Source organism: Borreliella afzelii, from assembly GCF_014202295.1.
GTDB classification, from domain to species: Bacteria; Spirochaetota; Spirochaetia; order Borreliales; family Borreliaceae; genus Borreliella; species Borreliella afzelii.
Map to the genome: position 1 here is coordinate 223,039 of NZ_JACHGM010000002.1, position 18,477 is coordinate 241,515.

The following is an 18,477-nucleotide window of genomic DNA, read 5'->3' on the forward strand; positions in this document are numbered from 1 at the left end:
TATTGAATAGACCTTAGATTTAAGGTCTTCCAATTGCTGTATTTTATTAGCTTGAGCTAAAGTTTTAGAGGCATAGGCATCATTGGGATTGGTTATCAAGAATTCATTTAGATCTTTAATAGCTTGTTGACGTGTTTTTGAGTTTTCAAGATCACCAGGTTTTATTGAATAGACCTTAGATTTAAGGTCTTCTAAGTGGTGTATTCTATTGTCTTCTTTTTCTTTATTTAATTGAAAAATGTCTTTTTTGTAAGGATATTTTGGTATATCAATTAAATTTGGCTCAATGTCTTTTTTTATTAAGGTTAATAGTAAATTGGAGGCTTCTTTAGTTTTTAAGCTTTCAATCAACTCATTCACTTTTTGAAATTTATTGCTTAAACCCTTTTTAATTAATTCTTTTAATCTGTTTTTTCCAAGTGTGACTCTACCAGTATTAATATCGTCTAATATTTCGTAAAGCTCTTTTTTTATTAAGTAACTATATGGCCTATGAATTTTTCCTATTATTGTTTGGCTGGGTGGAGAAAGGTCACTTTCTTCTTTAGAATTTGAAGGCATCTCTTTTAAAGATATAGCATTATTATTGTTTAAATATTTATTGTTGTCTAAGGTTTTTAAAATATGTTCTGAATTTTTTTCTTTGGGTAAATTTGTGTTTTGCGTATTATTTTCTATTTTTTGGGGGTTGTTTAAAATATTTTCATTGTTTGAGTTTTCACTTAATTTTTTTTTTAATTTTTCCAAAGAAAATAAATTTTTTTGATCATTAACATTTAATTTGGGATTTGGATGTTGTATTGTTTGATCTTCTTTTTTTGGTTGTGTATTTTGATTTATTTTTTCTGGGATTTTGCTTTTTTTAAATTCAGATATGTCTTCATCTTCAATACCAACGTCATCGTTTCTGTCAGAGTAGTTTTCTGTTATTGTGCTGTCTTTAATGTATCTATTATTAAATGCGATATCAAAATTTTCGTTTACATTTGTTTTTACATTGCCTTGACCTTTGATCTTATCTAAGATTTGATTTGCAGAATCTCTTTGTAAGTCGTTTGATTCAAAAGGGCTACTGTTGGCGATTTCTGCTAATGTATTTGTAAGCATTGCAATGTCTTCATTTTGCGGGTATTTATCTTGCAGAAGTTTTGCAACAGAATATGCTTTTTTATAGTTTCGATCTATTACACTGTTTTTAACTTCGTTTAGCATTATTTCTCGATTTTTGTCATTTAATTTGCTTTGATATATATAGTATCCAAAGCCTCCAAATGATAAGATAAGTAAGAAAATTAAAAGCAATAATACCGAAAAATTTGTACGTTTTTTATTCATCTATGTATAACTCCTCTTGCCAATTAAGTTTTTCTAGCTCAATTAAAGAATTCGTTTCTAGATTGTCTTTAAAACTATCTTTAAGTATTTGATTTTTATCTTCTTTTGCGTATACAATATGTTCGGTCCGTCCCTTTAAACTTTTGTCAAGTTTTTCAAGATTAATTTTTTCATTTCTTAAATAGCTTATTATAAGCAAAATACTGTCTTTTTTTTCTGTTTTTGATCTAAGAGTAATAAATTGTGAGTAGTCGTGAATAGCCATAGTATATGAGTCCCAAGCCTTTTGGTATTCTTTTTCTTTAGATGTTATTTTGCCCTGTTGTACATAGGCATTAGCTCTGTTTAGCAGTGCGCTGTCATAATTGGGCTTGTTTTTAATAGAATTGGAATAATATTTTATTGCTAGAGGATAGTAACCTTCTCCTCTGTTAAACATTATGTTTCCTAATTCATAATATAGTATGTAATCTATCTCACCTCCTACTGCAATTCCATCGAGCAAGGCTCCTTCTGCTTCTGTTAGTTGGTTATTTTCTCTGTATGCTATTGATAAAAAGTAATAACCGTGTTGTACTTTTGGATATTTTTTAATAGCATCGCTTAGTGTTTCGATTGCTTGAATATAATTTTTATTTTTCATTTCTTCTTTGCCGATTCTAATTAGTCTTTGAGAATATGCTAATTTTGAATTAAATATTAAAATTAAAAATAAAATAAAAATTTTACAATTTTTATTTAATAATAAATAAATCTTCATTTTTTTCCCATTATAATTAATTTAGATTAAATGCCTTTAGACTTCATAAGCTCTTTTTATAAAATTTATTTTTTGCTTCAATTTTGCTTTGAAAAAAGAAATAAATTCTAATAAACCACTTTTTTCATTAGATTTTATCTTTTTATTGTTTTTTAATTCTACCAAATTCTCACAATATATTAAATAGTATAATGCAGGTAATAATTTTTTATCATTTTCATCTTCTAGTTTTTCAATAAGATTAAATCTTATATTTTTGAGAATAATTTTTAAAATTCTTGATCTTGTTTTTAGTGATTTTATTAAAAGATATGATCTTTGATAATCTAGTTGGTTGGGACTTATTTTTTGCATTTTTATTATTTTTTTAGGTATTGTAATTTTATTTTCGTCAAGGTAAAGCAGTATATCTGATATAAACTTGAAATGTTTATTTTCAATATTGGGATAAAAAGATAGAAAATATACAAATATTTGATTTTGTATTTCAAAGGGTTTTTTTTTAAAAAATTCTTTTATGTATTGACAATAAATTTTTTTATCCTTATTGTCAGCATAAATATAGAATGCAATCCATCCATAAGTTTCTATATTCTGAGAATTTTTTTCTACATAGCTCATAATACTTTGTATAAATACATTTTTAATGTATTTATCTTTAAATAAGATTGAGCTTTCGTAAGGGTTAAAATTTGTTTTGTCAAAAGATGTAAAAAAATCTTCTGTTTGGAATTTTGCGGTTATAATTTCTTTGATTTTTTCTTTTATGTTGATTAATTTGTGTTTTTCAATGTATTCAAGTGCATATAGGAAAGATTCCCAATTATTCGATACTTTGTCTTTGAAAAACCAAGTTAAATATTTTTTTGTTATTGTTTTTTCAACTATAAATAAATAACACTTTAATGTGTCTTGAAAATCCTTTGGGGTGTATTGTGTAAAATCGCTGAAAAAATAATTAAAGTTAATATTTTTACTCGAACCTTTGTAAAAAATTTCATTAAGACTTAAAGTTTTTATTGCGCGTAAATAGTTTAAAATTTCATTGTATTTTAGCGCTAAAATTTCTTCTTCCAAGTATTTGTAATGTTTTATTAAAATTTTTATAAAAATATTTTTACTTAAACATCCAACTGGCCAATATATAAGTATTAGGATTCTTTTTAATTTTATTAGTCTACTTTCTTTATTAATTAAGCTTGATTTAAAAACTTTTTGGTTTTCTTTTTGATTTTTTAAGTTGTTATTTAAAATATTTAATATTTTAAATTTATTTTTGTTTCTTACAGCTACTAGAATATCTATTGTTTGTTCTAAGTTGTCAATGTTAATATTGCTAGAAAAATTCAATATAATTTGTTTGTAAATGTCTTTTTTTTCTTGAGAATAATAAGGGTTATTTTGTATTTCAATTAGTTTTAAAAAATTGTTAGATTTTAGTTTATATGTTATTCCTAGTTTTTTGGTGTTAAAGTTGGCTTCTTTGCTTATTTGAGTGAAGTTTTTATTTCTTACTATTTCTAATATCCATTTTTTAATTATTTCATTTTGAGTTTTTTTGTAGTAGTATTCTTCAAGCGAAGAATTTGATACATTTTTTTCCTTTTCATAATCATTGCTAATTTTTATAAGTTCAATTATTTCAGGTTTTTTTAATTTGTAAAGTTGGGAAGAAATGCTATACTTTAAAACCTTTTCTTCTATATATTTGATTATGTATTTTTTTAATGTAGCAAGGGAATTATAAAATTCTGGATCTTTTTTAATCGTTTTCATTTATTCCTTTTTTTATAATTTCCATTAAATTTTTATCTTTTTTTGCAAAATTTATTATTGCCTCTAAATAGCCCTCAAAAGTTCCTATATCAATTCTTTTTCCCTTAATATTTTTATATAATACTTTTTTTTGATCCATCAGCTTTTTTAAAGCATAAATGTGATAATATTCACCTTTTTGATGTAGTTTAAATCCTTCTTCTAAATGTTCAAAAAATTCATAGTTGTACAAAAATCTTCCAATAGATGCTTTATTGCTAGGCTCACTTCCAATTTTTGGTTTTTCAACAATGTTTTTTACATGGATTTCGTCTTTGTAGAGTTCTATTACTCCATATCTGTTTATATTTTCTGGATTTTCAATGATAGATATTATACTCTTTCCAGTTTTTTCATGAAGTTTTATCAATTGTAAGCTTAATGGTGGATTTCCGATATGCAGATCGTCAGGGTAGGCCACAATTACAGGTTCTCTATTTATCCAGGGCTTTGCATAAAGTAGTGCATTTCCCGTTCCCATCATTTCTTTTTGCCTTATGAAGCTTATGTTAATTTTTTTGTCTTTAATCTTTTCTAATTCATTTTCTTTATTTTCTTTTAAGAAAATGTTTTCAAGTTCAATTTCTCTGTCAAAATAATCTTCAAGAACTTTTTTCCGTCTTGAGCTTATTAATAAAATGTCTTTTATTCCTGAATCTATAAATTCTTGGATAATATAATCTATGGCTGGTTTGTTTAAAATTGGTAACATTTCTTTTGGAATTGTTTTTGTTATTGGTAAAAATCTTGTTCCATACCCAGCTGCCAGAATAATACCTTTCATACTTTTCTCTCTTAAAATAAGATTATAGCAAAAATTTAATTTTATATATTCAATGTTTTTTAAAATTGTTTTAAAATCTTTACTTATGTATGTAAGTTCGGGTAAATATAAAGGTAGAAAAATTTTATTTCCCAAGACCGGTGCTATTCGTCCCGTGATGTCTCTTGTCAGAGAAGCCTTTTTTTCTATTATTTTTAAAGATATTATTAACTCAAAATTTTTGGATGTTTTTGCGGGGACTGGAATAATGTCTATTGAGGCTCTTAGCAGGGGAGCAAGTCTTGCCCATCTTGTTGAATGTAATAAAAAAACCAAAAGTACATTAGTGAAAAATTTTAGCTTTGTTGAGGAATTTTATAAGTTTTTTTTTCAAAGAGCAGAGGATTTTTTGAGTAAAAAAGATCTTTTTTATGATTTTATTTATCTTGATCCTCCTTTTAATTATAAAGATAAGATTAATTTGCTTGAGATTATTTTAAAAGGTAAAATTTTAAATGATAAAGTTAATATCATTATGCATTGTCCTTTCGGTGAAGATTTAGACATAAATACATCAAAATTTTCAGTTTATAATTTTAAAAGGTATGGGGGATCAAAACTTATTTTTTTGAAAATATTGTAGGATTTCATTTTCTTTCATGATTAAAGAGAATGAGTTGAATTTCGTTTTTATTTAATTCTGGAATGTTGTTTTGTATTGCGAAATCGTCCACATTTTTTAATGGATTTTTTTTGTAATTCCCATTTGTATCTTTTATTAAAATTTCCTTCTTTTCAAGATCCATTATTATTTCTTCTATTTTGTAAGTCTGGTTTTTTTTGTTTATTATGGATAAATTTGGCATGATGCTCATTTTGTATTCAATAACAGCAGCTTGAAAAAGATTTTCATTATTATTTTTTTTGTTTATGCTTACTATTTGCCCATAATCAAAAGGTGCAAGTATTGTTAAAAAATTTTCTAACATCTTAATGTCAAATTTTTTGTTTTTTGTTTGCTCGTTTGACTCTTTTCTGCTCCAATAGTATTTCCCACTATTTTCTGTTAGGAACTTAACAGTCTCTAATGGATTGGCGCTTTCTTTTATTATTATTGGGTTTACCAATTCATCGTAAGTATCTATTATGCAGAAAATTCTAACAAGTTCATGAATAAATTTGTTGTTTTTTAGTTGTGGATATCCAGTAGCATCAAGGTAATCTTTTTGTCCATTGATTATCATTTTTGTAATAGCCGAAATATCTTCTCTTATTCTAAATAAATTCTTAGCAATGTTAATACTTTTTTCTAAGTGTTCTATTTTTAATTTGTGATGTTCTTTTAAATTTTTATCTTTAAGGCTTATTTTGTTTCCTATATTTTCTAATATTGTTATATGCATTAATCCTATTGAGTGCAATAATGATCCAAGTGCAGCTTGTAGTATCATATCTTCTGCATAAAAAAATTCTGTAAATTCGGTATATTCAGTTTTATCAAGAAAAAATTTCATAGTTGAGCGAGGCGCATTTTGTAAAGATCTTATTTTGTTCAAATTTGCAATTGTAATTAGAAAATAAATTGTTGTGTCTACTGAGTGTAGCAGTATTGAATCGCCTTCTGTTTTAATTTTTCCTTTAAAAAATTCATAATCTCTTCTAGCAGAATATAAATATAATTTTTTTAAAGTTTTTTTATCTTTAAGGTTTTCTTTTGTTCTAAGCTTTTGAGTATCAAAATAGTGATATATTTCTAATAAAATTTTTTGCAAAGATATTATCTTGTGTCTTGGAAGTATTTTAAAGCTTCCTTCCAATATTTCCTTCCAATAAATTTGATTGGGCTCAACCTCCATTAATGTATTTATTTTCATGGTCGGTTTTTTCCCTTTGGTAATAAATATTGGGTCGTCTTCTCTAAAGGGTTTGTATACGTCTTTTAGATTATCTATTAGTTTTTCTCTTAAATAGTTGAGATCATCATTAAAAATTTCTTCATTTATTTTTTTTATTAGGTCTTCATATGATACATTTTCTTCTTTTTTAAGTACAGGAATGTACGGTGTATTACCTTTATCAAGTATTTTAATAATTTTTTCATTTACTCTTGTACCAAGTTTTGATAAATTTCCTATTCTTGCAAAAATTACGTCTTGTTCATTTAGATCTTTTATTTGTTTTATTTCTTTAAGTATCACTTTGAGATCCTTTTAATCTTTAAATAAATGTCGCCGAGGAGAATCGAACTCCTGACACAAGGATTTTCAGTCCTATGCTCTACCAACTGAGCTACAGCGACAATTGCAATTTAATGAACATGCTGCCGAGGAGAATCGAACTCCTGACACAAGGATTTTCAGTCCTATGCTCTACCAACTGAGCTACAGCAGCGTTTTGATTCTAATACCTTAATTTTTTCATAAGTATATATGTTTGTCAACTCTTTTTAAATTTTAGCTTTTGAATGTAGTGCTAAAAAAATGATTTATAGCTAGATTTTGGCTTTAAAATAAGCAATTTAGAAAATTTAATTAACCTTTTAAAGGTTGTAGTAATATATTATTGCTAAATAAAGGCTTCAATTACTATTTATAATAACAGTACTTTAGGATTTCTATTTTATAGATTTTAAAGAAAAAAAACTATAAAATAGATTTTCAATCTCTTTTGTGAAGATATTTAAAGAAATCCATATCTGTTGAGAAAATTTTTCTTTTATCTTTTAATACTGCTTTATAGCTTTCTAATGCCTGCCAAAATTTGTAAAATTCAATATTTTTGCTATATGTATTTGAATAAATTCTTGCGGCTTCTTGGTCCCCTTCAGCTTTTATTTTTGCAGCAGTTGCTTTTGCTTCACTTAATAGGCTTAACTTTTCTTTTTCTATGCTTCCAAGAATTTCTGTTTTTTCAGCCAATCCTATGCTTCTTTGTTCTTCTGCGATTTGTTGTCTTTCTGAAATCATTCTATTGTTTACAGATTCAATAAGGCTTGGATCATAAGTAACTTTTCTTATTAGTACATCTACAATTTCAATTCCAATATCTTTGGTATTGTTGTTTGCTATATTAATTATTTCTTTTTCGATTATTTTTCGCCCTTTTGTTATTTTGTAAATACCATTAATTTTTGTTTCTTGCGGGGTGAGTACTCCATTAGACAAACGTTGAATTGGATCGTTTGAGCTTCTTATAATTTCAAGCAAAGGATATTTTGCGATAACTCCTCTAACAGCGGGTTCAATTGCCGCATCAATTCTAACGTAAGCTCTATTCATTGTTTTTATTGTTGTATAAAATTTATTTATGTCTGCAATTTTCCATCTAGCTGTTGTATCAATCCATATTAATTGCTTTTCTTCTCCCCCTGTTGGGATTCTTTGAGGCTCTCCATCCCATCTGAGAATAATTTTGGGAAATATTTGTACATTTTCAATTAATGGAATTTTATATTTAAGCCCAGCTAAGCTTTCGGTTCTTTGTATCTTTCCAAGTCTAGTGGTTATTGAAATTTCATTTTCTTTTAAAATATAAATTGGTTGAAAAATAGACAAAATGGTTAAGCAAACTATTATTGTAAAGGTTATGATTTTTATAGTAGATAATAAAAGATTTATTATAAATTTCATTTATTTTACCTCTTTAAATGGTAGAAAATTTTTTAAGTTTTTGTCAATTAATTCAATATTATCTTTGTTTTCAAGTATTTCTTTCATAGTTTCATTGTAAAGTCTTTCTTTTGTAATGTCGGGATTTTTTAAGTAAGCATCTAGTATGGCATTAAAAATTTCTGTGTCTGCTAATGCATTGTTTATTCTGCTTTCTTTGTATCCTCTGGCTTCTTCAATAACTTTTAATGCTTCCCCTTTAATTTTAGGAACTATTTGATTAAATTCTTTTCTCCCTTCGTTTATGTATTTATTTTTGTCTTGAATGGCAATGTTTACATCTTCAAAAGCTTCGTAAACTTTTCCTTTTGGGGGCAAGGCATTTCTAATTTGTACTTGAACCACATCAATGCCTAGATTATAATTATCTATTATTTCATTCATAGAAGATTTCACGCCTTCTGTAACTCCTACTCGGTTGTCATTTATTATTTCAAAAATGGTATTGTCTCCAATTAATCTATTCATTGATGACTTTGCAATATCTTTAATTGTTGTCTCAGGGTCTTCTACTTTGAATTTAAATGAGTAAGGATCTCTTATTTTATATTGTACTAACCATTCAATATTTATGATATTTAAATCTCCAGTGATAATCATGCTTTCATCGCTTGTATTGTTATTTTCTCTAATATCGTTTGGAGATATTATAAATCCAAATTTAATTTCCTGGACTATTTTTACAGGTACAATAAATTTTTCCTCAATTAATGGAATCTTCAAATGTATTCCTGAATCAAGAGTCCTGTTAAGCTTGCCAAGACGAAGCACAATTGCTTCTTCTGATGGCCCGACTATGAATACATTTGCAATAACTATTATTAATATTAGTATTAAAGTAATAATAATTATTAAATATTCGTAAGTTTTATTAAAAATTTGTTTTATGTTAAACATTTGATTCTCCCAATGTTTTTAATTATTTTTATTTTGTAATCCAATTTTATTGTTACTTTTTAGCCTTGATAAAAGTTATTGTTTCGATTTTATTATTCTGAATTTCCTTAATAAAATATTCTCCATCAGTTGTTTTTACGGTTTCGTCTTTTTTGGGTATTTTATCAAGTAAATCTATTAAGTATCCTCCAATTGTATTTGTATACTCTTTATGTTTGATAGATATTCCAACTATCTCTTCAATCTCGTCAAAAGTAGTTTCTCCAAGTATTGAGTAAGTATTGTCGTTGATTTGTGTAATCAGAGGCTTTTCCTCTTTAATGTCGTACTCGTCAGATATTGCTCCAAAAATTTTTTCTACTATGTCTTCTATTGTAAGTATTCCTGAAAAACCACCATACTCGTCAATTACGATTGCCATTATTTTTTGCTTTTTCCTCATAATATCTAATATGTCTTTTATTCTTTTGTTTTGTTGTACAAATACAGCCGGTTTAATAAATTGAGAAATGTTTTTATTCATATCCTTTTTATTTATCTCTATAAGGTCTTTAGCTATTAAAATTCCAATTATCTGTTCCCTGCTTTGCCTTTTGTATATAGGAATTCTAGAGTATCCTTCTTCTTTGATCAATTTGATTACATCTTTTAGCTTTGATGAGCTTGAGAGTGAAAAAACCTCTGTTCTGTGAGTCATAATCTCAGAAGCTCTTACTTGATCTATGTCTAACATTTTTTGCATAAATATTCTAGAGTCGTTTTTTAAAATTCCTAAATTTCCTGCTAAAGAAAGCATATTTTTTATGCTTTCTTTAGTCATTTTATGACTTGTTTTAATTTTAAAGATTGTTAATATTTTTTTTATTATCTTGTTTATTATGTATATTAGTGGAGTAAATATAAAAATTAATGGCTTTAAAAAAAATGAAGTAGATAAAGCAATGATTTCATTATTTAGAATTGCAATTTGTTTTGGAAGTATTTCTGCAAAAATTAGAACTATTATTGTTATTAGGCCTGTTGATATTGCAAGAGCGTTATTTCCATATTTTTCAAGTACAAATTTTGTTGTAAGTGTACTTGCTACAATATTTGATATATTGTTGCCGATAAGAATAGTAGTGATTAATTTTGAAGGAGATTGAACCAAGTTATACACCGATATTCCTGATTTTCCTTTTTTTCTTATATCTTGTATCTGAATCATGCTTAAAGAAGTGTAAGCTGTCTCAGATGCCGAGAAAATAGCAGATAATATTATAAATAGTAATATCAAGATTAATTCTAACATATATCTATTATTTTAATTTATCTTTAATAAAAATGCTTTAAATTATACTCTTAAACAATAAAAATATTTTTGATTTGACTTTAGAAGGCGCTGACCGGAATCGAACCGGCGAATCAAAGTTTTGCAGACTTCTCCCTTAGCCACTTGGGTACAGCGCCTTGTAACATTGCTTAGTTTATTAAAAAAATAGAAAATTGTAAATATATTTTCTATTGAAGCATTATTTTGAATTTCTTAGCTATTTTTATTAGTTTTATGTAAAATTTTAATGTATGAATAAAAAACTTAATGACGTTTTATTAAAATTGGATCAAGATTTAATAAAATATGTAAAAGGTTCTCTTGATTTAGAAATATCAGGAGTTACTTATAGTTCTAAATTAGTTTTGCCTGGTTTTGTGTTTTTTGCTCTCCCAGGAATTCGTTTTGATGGACATGATTTTATTGAAATGGCAATTCAAAATGGCAGCAATGTTATTGTGCATTCACGAGATATGGATTTTTACAGCCCCAATGTTACTTATATTAAAGTAGATGACTTTAGCATAAGAAAATTTATGTCTAATTTTTCAAATGTATTTTATGATGAGCCTTCAAAAAAATTAAAAGTTATTGGAGTCACTGGCACTGATGGTAAAAGTTCTGTTTGCTATTATATATACCTGCTTTTAAAAAAAAAGGGTGTTAAAGTAGGTTTTATATCGACGGTATTTTTTGATGATGGGAGTGGGAGCTTGATTAAAAATCCTTACAGACAATCAACCCCCGAGTCAACAGAAATACATGCATTTTTAAGCAATATGGTTAAAAATGGGGTTCAATATGCAATTCTTGAATCTACTTCCCATGGACTTGATCTTAAAACGGCAAGACTTATTGATGTTAATTATTTTGCAGCTGTTTTTACTAATATTGGGCATGAGCATCTTGAATTTCATGGTACAATTCAAAATTATTTGAATGTAAAGTTAGGCCTTTTCCGATCTGTTAGTGATGATGCTGGTTTTGGTGTTATTAATCTTGACGACTTTTATTCTTCTGAGTTTAAAAATGCTGTTAAAAAATCTTTTACTTATAGCTTAAAAAGTAGTCAAGCGGATTTTTTTGTCAGTTTTATTGATGAGAAAATAGATTCTACCAGGTTTGAATTTTATTACAAAGGGGTTAAATATTTTGCTAATGTTAATCTGCTGGGAAGCTTTAATGTTGAGAATGTAATGGCCGCTCTTATTTTGGTTTCTCAAATTTTAAATAGCGATATTCAAGACATTGTTGACAAGCTTGTTTGCATTAAAAGTCTTGATGGGCGTATGGATAGCATTAATTTAGGGCAAAATTTTTCTGTAATAATTGATTATGCCCATACCCCCGGTGCTTTTTCTAAACTTTTTCCCATTTTTAAAAGATTTGCCACAAATAGATTAATTTCTGTTTTTGGCTCTGCAGGAGAAAGAGATGTTGCAAAAAGATTTTTGCAAGGACAAATTTCAGATATTTATTCTGATTTAATATTACTTTGCGATGAAGATCCAAGAGGCGAGAATAGTATGTGTATAATTAAAGATATTGCAAAAGGGATTGTGAATAAAGTTGTAAATCAGGATTTATTTTTTATTCCCGATAGAAAGCAGGCTATTGAAAAAGCAATAAGCCTTGCAAGGGCAGGAGATTTGGTTGTAGTTTTAGGCAAAGGTCATGAAAGCTCAATAATTTATAAAAATAGAGAAGTTTTTTGGAATGAACAAGAGGTAGTTAAAAATGCTATTTTAAGTTTAGAAAAGGAGAAGTGATGTGAAAAAAAATCTTATGTTAATATTTGGCGGTGTTTCTTTTGAACATGAAATTTCTTGCAAATCTGCTTATAGCGTTTATTTAGCCCTTTTAGATTTAAATAAATACAATATTTATTCTGCTTATATTGATAAGTGTACAGGTATTTGGTATTTGTTAGATTCTGTTTCTGATCCCCCAAAGCCTATTGATACAGATGTTTTACCTATTGTCAGTTTATTACCAGGTTTTGGAATTTTTTCAAATAACAAAAATCTTGAGATTGATGTTGTTTTTCCTGTTGTTCATGGTAGAACCGGTGAAGATGGTGCTATTCAAGGAGTTTTAAAAGTCATGGACATTCCATGTGTTGGTGCTGGTATTATAGGGAGTGCTATTTCTAGTAATAAGTATTTTTGTAAACTTTTGCTTAAAAGTTTTAATATCCCCATAGTACCTTTTATTGGGTTTAGGCAATATGATTATTCTTTAGATAAAGAGGAAATAAAAAGAAATGTAAAGGAGGTTTTAGGCTATCCTGTTATTGTTAAGCCTGCAGTATTAGGGTCTTCGATTGGAATAAATGTAGCTTATAGTGAAAATCAGATTGAATCTTGTATTGAGGAGGCTTTAAAGTATGACCTTACTATTGTAATAGAGAAATTTATTGAGGCTAGAGAGATCGAATGTTCTATTATTGGTAATGAAAAGATGAAAATATTTTCTCCTGGGGAAGTTGTTGTACAGGATTTTATATTTTATGATTATGATGCTAAATATTCTGTTATTCCTGGAAATTCTATTATCTTTAATATCCCTGCACATCTTGAGACAAATCAGTTGTTAAGCATTAAGGAATATGCTTTTCTTGTTTATAAGAATTTAGAACTCAGGGGTATGGCAAGAGTTGATTTTTTTGTTGAAAAAAAATCAGGAACAATTTATCTTAATGAAATAAATACTATTCCAGGATTTACTGATATATCTATGTTTTCTAAAATGTGTAGCCATGATGGTCTTCAGTTTAAGGACTTGATAGATAATTTAATTGATTATGCTTTTCAAAGTTATATTAATAGGAAAAAAAGGATTAATTTTAAAGATTAATTTAGTTTTAAAGTTTTTAGATTTTCAATATCTTTATCATTTTTTAGCTTGAAGTATTCAAGATTTTTATATTTTTCTGCTTTAGGCAATATTCCTAAATATTTTATTTTGTAAGAGTAATTTATTTTTATATTTTTTTCTTCTGTATTATTGGTTTTATTGTAAATTTTAACTTGATTTTTTTTAATATGAAGATTTGCAAATGCTTCATATACTATGTCCTCTTGAGATTTAAGAGTAAATGCAATTGTTGTTTTTTTAGAGTTAATGTTTTTAAGTGAAAAGATAATTTTATTAGCCAATATTTTATAAGGAGTATTGCTTTGATAAATTATTAGTTTAGATGCGTTTTTAAAATGTAGCTCGATTTGATTTGCAATTTTTTGAGTGACCAAATCGATGCTATAAACAGCTCTTTCTGCTATATCTATTTTTTTAAAATCAATATTCATTAGCTCGTCATCGGCTTTAATGCTAGTTTTTAATGTTTTTTCGTTTGCTTGTAAAGTTAAGTTAAAGTCGTTTGAAATTATTTGGATAGGATTTTTATTGTTTTTTAGGTATTCAATTTTTATTTTGTTTATTTTTTCTGGAAAGCTAACCGTTTGTTCTATTTGTATTACATGCTCTTCTTTATCAATATTACTAGATATTATGATTGTGATTATTAAAAAAAAAGTTACAAGACCAAGTTTTTTAGCTTTTTTTAAATTTTGTTTAATTTTTGGGAGTTTAGATTTTAAATGCTCTGAGATATTAATAAATATGGTAGAAAAAAGACAAATTGAGATTAGATAGCTTAGTGTAAGTGTATTTTTAATTGATGTAGTATTTTGTATTAATGTTATTAATACAAAATTAATTATCCAAATAATTGTTACTATTATTTTTTGAATAATAGTATTTTTATTTGGTTTTATTAATAGTAGGATGTTTTTTATGATAATTATTAAGATAAATTCTATTTTAATAAACATTAATATTATTAGTTCAACAATAGAGGTTGATATTGCCAAGTATTTAAGTTGTCTGTAGTTTAAATATATTGTGAAATTATATGTAAAAAGAGATAAAAGATTATATATTAGTAAAGTTGCAAAAAAAGTTATTAAATATTTGGGATTTGTTATGCTGTAAGCCGTTGCATTTTCATAGCTTACAAATATTTTATTTGTAATTAATAAGGATAGGTACGTGCTTAAAAATAAGGTAAAAAACAATCTTACTAATTTGTAGTAATTATTTTTTACTTTTTTCATGACCAACCCAGCTTCTTTGAATTTTCTAATAAATACAATTATAATTAAGTTATAACAAATGTAAATTAATGCTATTAAAGCAATTTCATTGATTATTATTTTTTTAAAGGGTGTATCAATTACAATATAGTGTATTTCATCAGTATTTTTACTTTTATATTGGTTAGTTAATACTTCTTCGATTGATTTGTAAATTTCAAAAATAGTATTTTTATTTTGAGTTAATATAGGATTTAAATTGTTATTTATTATTAAAAAGGGTATAGATTCATCCCAATATAGATTGTATAAACTGTTTAATTTTTTTTCAGTTATTTTTGATGTATTAAAATCAAGTTTATTCTTTTCAAAGGGTTTTATAATAGCTTTTAAAAATTCCAAATTTGTTTTTGAATTTGTTATTAAAGATTCATTTTCTAAGTAAATTTTATTTTTTATTCTATTTTCGTTTAGCATTAAGTAAATCGTATTTGTATTTTTCCTCAAATACTTATTGCTAAGTAAAATTCTGCTGCTAATTATTGTATTTTGCTCAAGAGAATCATCTTCAACAAAAAAAAAATTTACATTGTTTTCAGGGTTAGTATTTTTAAGTTTTCTCAAAAGTTCAATAGCAATACCAATTGCTAAATTATTTTCAAAATTATTTTGTATTTTAATGGGAATGATTATATTGTAGATATTTGCGCTTTTCCCTTTGATTTTGGAATGTATTATTTTTTGAGAATACCCAATAAATCCAATTTCTTGTAAAGAATATTCCATATATTTGATTTCATTTGTATTAAAATATTTTTTTATATAATTAAAGGTGTTTATTATTTTTTCTTGAGGTTTTTTTGGTTGATAAATTTTTTCAATATGCGCTTTTATGTTCTTTTCGGTTTCTATGTTTGCAATTTTATTGCTTGAATTGGATACATTTTTTTCTATTTTATTTGGCACAATAGGGGCGCTTGTTGAGTTAATTAATAATAACAACAATATCTTAATTATCATAATTTTTAATATCTTCTTCTACTTGCATTATTTGCAAGATATTTGGGTTTTCTTTTAAAGCAGAAATAATTTTTGCTATATTTTTAGCATTTGATGAGACTATTATATTTGTTATTCCATGACCATTGCCACAGTCTTCTATTTTTTCGCTAATAAGTCTTACGTCATTTATTGTGAAAATGTTTTCAAGATAACTAAATATTCCTTTTAATTCTTTTAAAAGCAAAATAATGTGATGCACTTTTCTAGTTGGTGTTGCTTCCCACTCAACTTCAATTAATTGATTTTTTTTATAGTATTTGAGCTTTTGACAATTTTCATTATGCACTATTATCTCATCTTTATGTATTATCCCAACAATATCTTCGCCTGTTGTGGGATTGCATTCAGAGTCTATTGTAATTCTTTTTATTTTAGTTTTTGTATAAGCTTTGAATAAGCTGAAAAGTTTTCTTTGTTCTTTGTTTGCTCCAACAAGATACGCAATAATATTATTATCTACAAAAATTGTGTTGTCATTTTTATTAAGCCATGATCTGATTTTTGATCGGGCTTTTTTTGTTCTTACGCTGTTTAGCCATATTACATCTGGTTTTGAGTCTTTTGATGTGAATATTTCAACAATTTGTTCGTTTTTAAGTGGCTTTGTGATTGAACTTATTTTTCCATTTATTTTTGCATAAAGAGCTTGGTCTCCAATATCTGTGTGTATTATATATGCAAAATCAATTGAATTTGAACCGAAAGGAAGCTCTACAACTTCTCCTTCTGGAGTGTAAACATATATGAATGTATTTAACAACTCTTTGTGTATATCATTCATTGAATATTGACTTTTGTTAGCAGATTCTTGTTGCCATTTTTTTATTCGGTTTATAAATGAAAGATCATCAGCTTTGAGTGCGATTTGTTCTTTATATATCCAGTGGGCTGCAACTCCATAATTAGCAATTCTATCCATTTCTTCTGTTCGAATTTGTATTTCAATAAGCTGGTTATCCTCAGGTATTCTTACGGTAGTATGTAGTGATTGATATTTATTTTCTTTTGGGCTTGCAATATAGTCTTTAAGTCTTCCTGGGATTGGTTTCCACACTCTGTGAACAATTTCTAATATTTCATAGCATTCTTTTTGTTTTTTGCAAATTATTCTTATTCCTAAGGTATCAAAAATTTGAGTCAGCTTGTTTGTTCTTGTTTGCATTTTTCTAAATATTGAATAAAAGTGTTTTGATCTTACTGTAATTTCTGCTTCAATTCCGCTTTTTTGAAGTTCTTTTTCTATTGATAATTTGCCTTTGTATAATTTTTTTTCTCTTTCTATTTTTGTTTCAGATAAAAAATTTTTTATCTCTTTATAATCTTTGGGATAAAGATGCTTGAATGAAAGATCTTCAAGATATGTTTTAAGAGATGAGATTCCAAGGCGTTCTGCTATTGGAACGTAAGTTGAAAGGCAATCTTTTGCAATTCTATCTTGTCTGTTTTTAGGCAAATAGGAGAGAGTTGTCATATTATGAAGTTTGTCTGCCAGTTTTATTATTATTATTCTAATGTCGTGTGTCATTGCAAAAAACATTTTTGAAATAGTATTAGCTTCTTTTATGCTTCTTGTTTTATTATGCAAATCATGAATTTTAGTTACACCATCGATTAAGCTTAAAATTTCCTCGTCAAATTCTTTTACTATTTCTTCTTTTTCAATATTTGTATCTTCAAGTACGTCATGGAGTAGTCCGGCAATAGTTGCTTTAAAGTCTAGTTGAAATTTAGCAAGAAATAATGAAACCATTATTGGATGAATAATGTAAGGCTCTCCGCTTTCTCTGTATTGGCCATAGTGGAGCTGTTCTGCTATTTCTAGAGCTTTAAATATGTTTTTCCGTTCAAATTCATCTTTGTAAGTATTCTCAATAGTTTTTTTAAAAATACTTTTAGCTTTTTCAAGATCATTTATTTTTATTAAGTGCGCAATCTCATATGCTTGTATCATGCTCTTTGTCCTAATACCAACGCTCTTGCTCTTTTTTCAAGATCATAAATGGTTTTTAAATGTGAAAACCCTTTTTTGATTGCAAAATCTTTCAAACTTTTTATTTGCCAAGGAGCCGATTCTATTATTATGAGTCCATTTGGGTTAAGTTTTTCTTTTGCTTGGCTTAATATTTTTCTGGAAATATTAAGCCCATCTTTTCCGAATCCTAATAGAGCTTTTGCGGGTTCTTTTTTTATTTTATTTTTGATTTCTAATTCTTCTTTGTTTAAATAAGGAGGATTTGTAATGATTATATCAATCCTTCCTTTTATACATTTTAGCAAATTAGAGTGGATTATTTCTACAAATTTTTCAAGTTTGAGCTTTTTTGTATTTTTTTCAACTATTTGTAAAGCTTTTATTGAAATATCTGAGAGCATTACTTTTTTTTTCATGTAATAGGCAATGGAAATTCCTATGCATCCGCTTCCACAGCATAAGTCCAATATTTTTTTAAAGCCATTTTGTTGGATTTGAATTAATGCTTCTTCTACTAAACATTCTGTATCAAATCTTGGGATTAAGACATGCTTGTTTAGAGTAAATTCAATACCCATAAATTCCTTTTTTTTTAGTATGTAGTGAATAGGAGTTCCTTTTTCTATTTTATCTATGTGATCAAAAAAAAGGTTTTTTTCTTTTTTTGTTAAGCTTTTTTTTATATTTGCAATTATTAACTCTTTTCTGGTTTTTAAAATTAATTCAAGTATTAGAAGCGCTTCTATTGTATCTAAATTTTTACTTTTAGCATAATTTATAACTTCGTTTACATTCATTG

The 18,477-nt window shown here is 26.6% G+C and carries 12 protein-coding genes, 3 tRNA genes and 2 pseudogenes; 3 read left to right on the forward strand and 14 right to left on the reverse strand.

Going from position 1 to position 18,477, the window contains the following annotated elements:
* The 4 genes and pseudogenes from HNP63_RS06790 to HNP63_RS03250 form a co-directional block, all read right to left on the reverse strand.
* Nucleotides 1–1,335 (reverse strand): annotated as a pseudogene (locus HNP63_RS06790) (hypothetical protein); the annotation flags it as partial.
* Entirely contained in the window at nucleotides 1,328–2,095 is a 768-nt protein-coding gene (locus tag HNP63_RS03240) for a tetratricopeptide repeat protein (RefSeq protein ID WP_011600893.1), read from the reverse strand. The pseudogene HNP63_RS06790 and the gene HNP63_RS03240, both read right to left, overlap by 8 nt.
* A gap of 26 nt (nucleotides 2,096–2,121) precedes the next feature.
* Nucleotides 2,122–3,871, reverse strand: a pseudogene (locus HNP63_RS03245) (BB_0208 family protein).
* Nucleotides 3,858–4,694 (reverse strand): UTP--glucose-1-phosphate uridylyltransferase, encoded by an 837-nt coding sequence (locus tag HNP63_RS03250; protein WP_004790472.1) that lies wholly within the window; start codon nucleotides 4,692–4,694, stop codon nucleotides 3,858–3,860. Before HNP63_RS03250 ends, HNP63_RS03245 begins: the two are co-directional and overlap by 14 nt.
* 52 nt (nucleotides 4,695–4,746) lie before the next feature.
* On the opposite strand from HNP63_RS03250, the gene rsmD reads away from it, so the two are divergent.
* Nucleotides 4,747–5,316: a 16S rRNA (guanine(966)-N(2))-methyltransferase RsmD gene (rsmD, locus tag HNP63_RS03255; RefSeq protein ID WP_183227198.1), complete on the forward strand. Its 570-nt coding sequence runs from the start codon at nucleotides 4,747–4,749 to the stop codon at nucleotides 5,314–5,316.
* Between the two features lie 4 nt (nucleotides 5,317–5,320).
* Here the strand turns inward: rsmD and HNP63_RS03260 are convergent, their stop codons facing one another.
* The 7 genes from HNP63_RS03260 to HNP63_RS03290 form a co-directional block, all read right to left on the reverse strand.
* The gene (locus HNP63_RS03260) at nucleotides 5,321–6,871 is read right to left on the reverse strand and encodes an HD domain-containing phosphohydrolase (protein ID WP_073999186.1); all 1,551 of its coding nucleotides are present in this window, start codon (nucleotides 6,869–6,871) and stop codon (nucleotides 5,321–5,323) included.
* A gap of 28 nt (nucleotides 6,872–6,899) precedes the next feature.
* A tRNA-Phe gene (locus tag HNP63_RS03265) sits at nucleotides 6,900–6,972 on the reverse strand.
* Nucleotides 6,973–6,991: 19 nt separating this feature from the next.
* Nucleotides 6,992–7,064: transfer RNA gene (locus HNP63_RS03270), tRNA-Phe, on the reverse strand.
* Nucleotides 7,065–7,330: 266 nt separating this feature from the next.
* Nucleotides 7,331–8,302 carry a protease modulator HflC gene (hflC, locus tag HNP63_RS03275; RefSeq protein WP_004790440.1) on the reverse strand — a complete coding sequence of 324 codons (972 nt, stop codon included), beginning with the start codon at nucleotides 8,300–8,302 and terminating at the stop codon, nucleotides 7,331–7,333.
* On the reverse strand, nucleotides 8,303–9,238 hold the full coding sequence (hflK, locus tag HNP63_RS03280; RefSeq protein WP_004790256.1) for an FtsH protease activity modulator HflK: 936 nt from the start codon (nucleotides 9,236–9,238) through the stop codon (nucleotides 8,303–8,305).
* 52 nt (nucleotides 9,239–9,290) lie between these two features.
* Nucleotides 9,291–10,529: a hemolysin family protein gene (locus HNP63_RS03285; RefSeq protein ID WP_044051961.1), complete on the reverse strand. Its 1,239-nt coding sequence runs from the start codon at nucleotides 10,527–10,529 to the stop codon at nucleotides 9,291–9,293.
* Nucleotides 10,530–10,614: 85 nt separating this feature from the next.
* Nucleotides 10,615–10,687 (reverse strand) — tRNA-Cys (locus HNP63_RS03290).
* A gap of 114 nt (nucleotides 10,688–10,801) precedes the next feature.
* On the opposite strand from HNP63_RS03290, the gene HNP63_RS03295 reads away from it, so the two are divergent.
* Both HNP63_RS03295 and HNP63_RS03300 read left to right on the forward strand, forming a co-directional pair.
* Nucleotides 10,802–12,319 carry a UDP-N-acetylmuramoyl-L-alanyl-D-glutamate--2,6-diaminopimelate ligase gene (locus HNP63_RS03295; protein WP_011600887.1) on the forward strand — a complete coding sequence of 506 codons (1,518 nt, stop codon included), beginning with the start codon at nucleotides 10,802–10,804 and terminating at the stop codon, nucleotides 12,317–12,319.
* A gap of 1 nt (nucleotide 12,320) precedes the next feature.
* A complete protein-coding gene (locus HNP63_RS03300; protein ID WP_004790448.1) occupies nucleotides 12,321–13,406 on the forward strand; it encodes a D-alanine--D-alanine ligase in 1,086 nt (361 codons plus the stop codon).
* Here HNP63_RS03300 and HNP63_RS03305 read toward each other — a convergent pair.
* Genes HNP63_RS03305 through prmC form a run of 3 tightly spaced genes read right to left on the reverse strand, consistent with a single transcriptional unit; the run spans nucleotide 13,403 to nucleotide 18,475 of the window.
* Entirely contained in the window at nucleotides 13,403–15,664 is a 2,262-nt protein-coding gene (locus HNP63_RS03305; RefSeq protein WP_183227200.1) for a hypothetical protein, read from the reverse strand. The two genes, HNP63_RS03300 and HNP63_RS03305, sit on opposite strands and share 4 nt — an antisense overlap.
* Nucleotides 15,654–17,657, reverse strand: coding sequence for a guanosine-3',5'-bis(diphosphate) 3'-pyrophosphohydrolase (gene spoT / locus HNP63_RS03310; RefSeq protein ID WP_004790365.1), 2,004 nt, complete (start codon nucleotides 17,655–17,657; stop codon nucleotides 15,654–15,656). The genes HNP63_RS03305 and spoT overlap by 11 nt, the downstream gene beginning before the upstream one ends.
* Nucleotides 17,654–18,475, reverse strand: a complete 822-nt coding sequence (gene prmC, locus HNP63_RS03315) for a peptide chain release factor N(5)-glutamine methyltransferase (RefSeq protein WP_015055379.1) — start codon at nucleotides 18,473–18,475, stop codon at nucleotides 17,654–17,656. The genes spoT and prmC overlap by 4 nt, the downstream gene beginning before the upstream one ends.
* Nucleotides 18,476–18,477 lie beyond the last annotated feature (2 nt).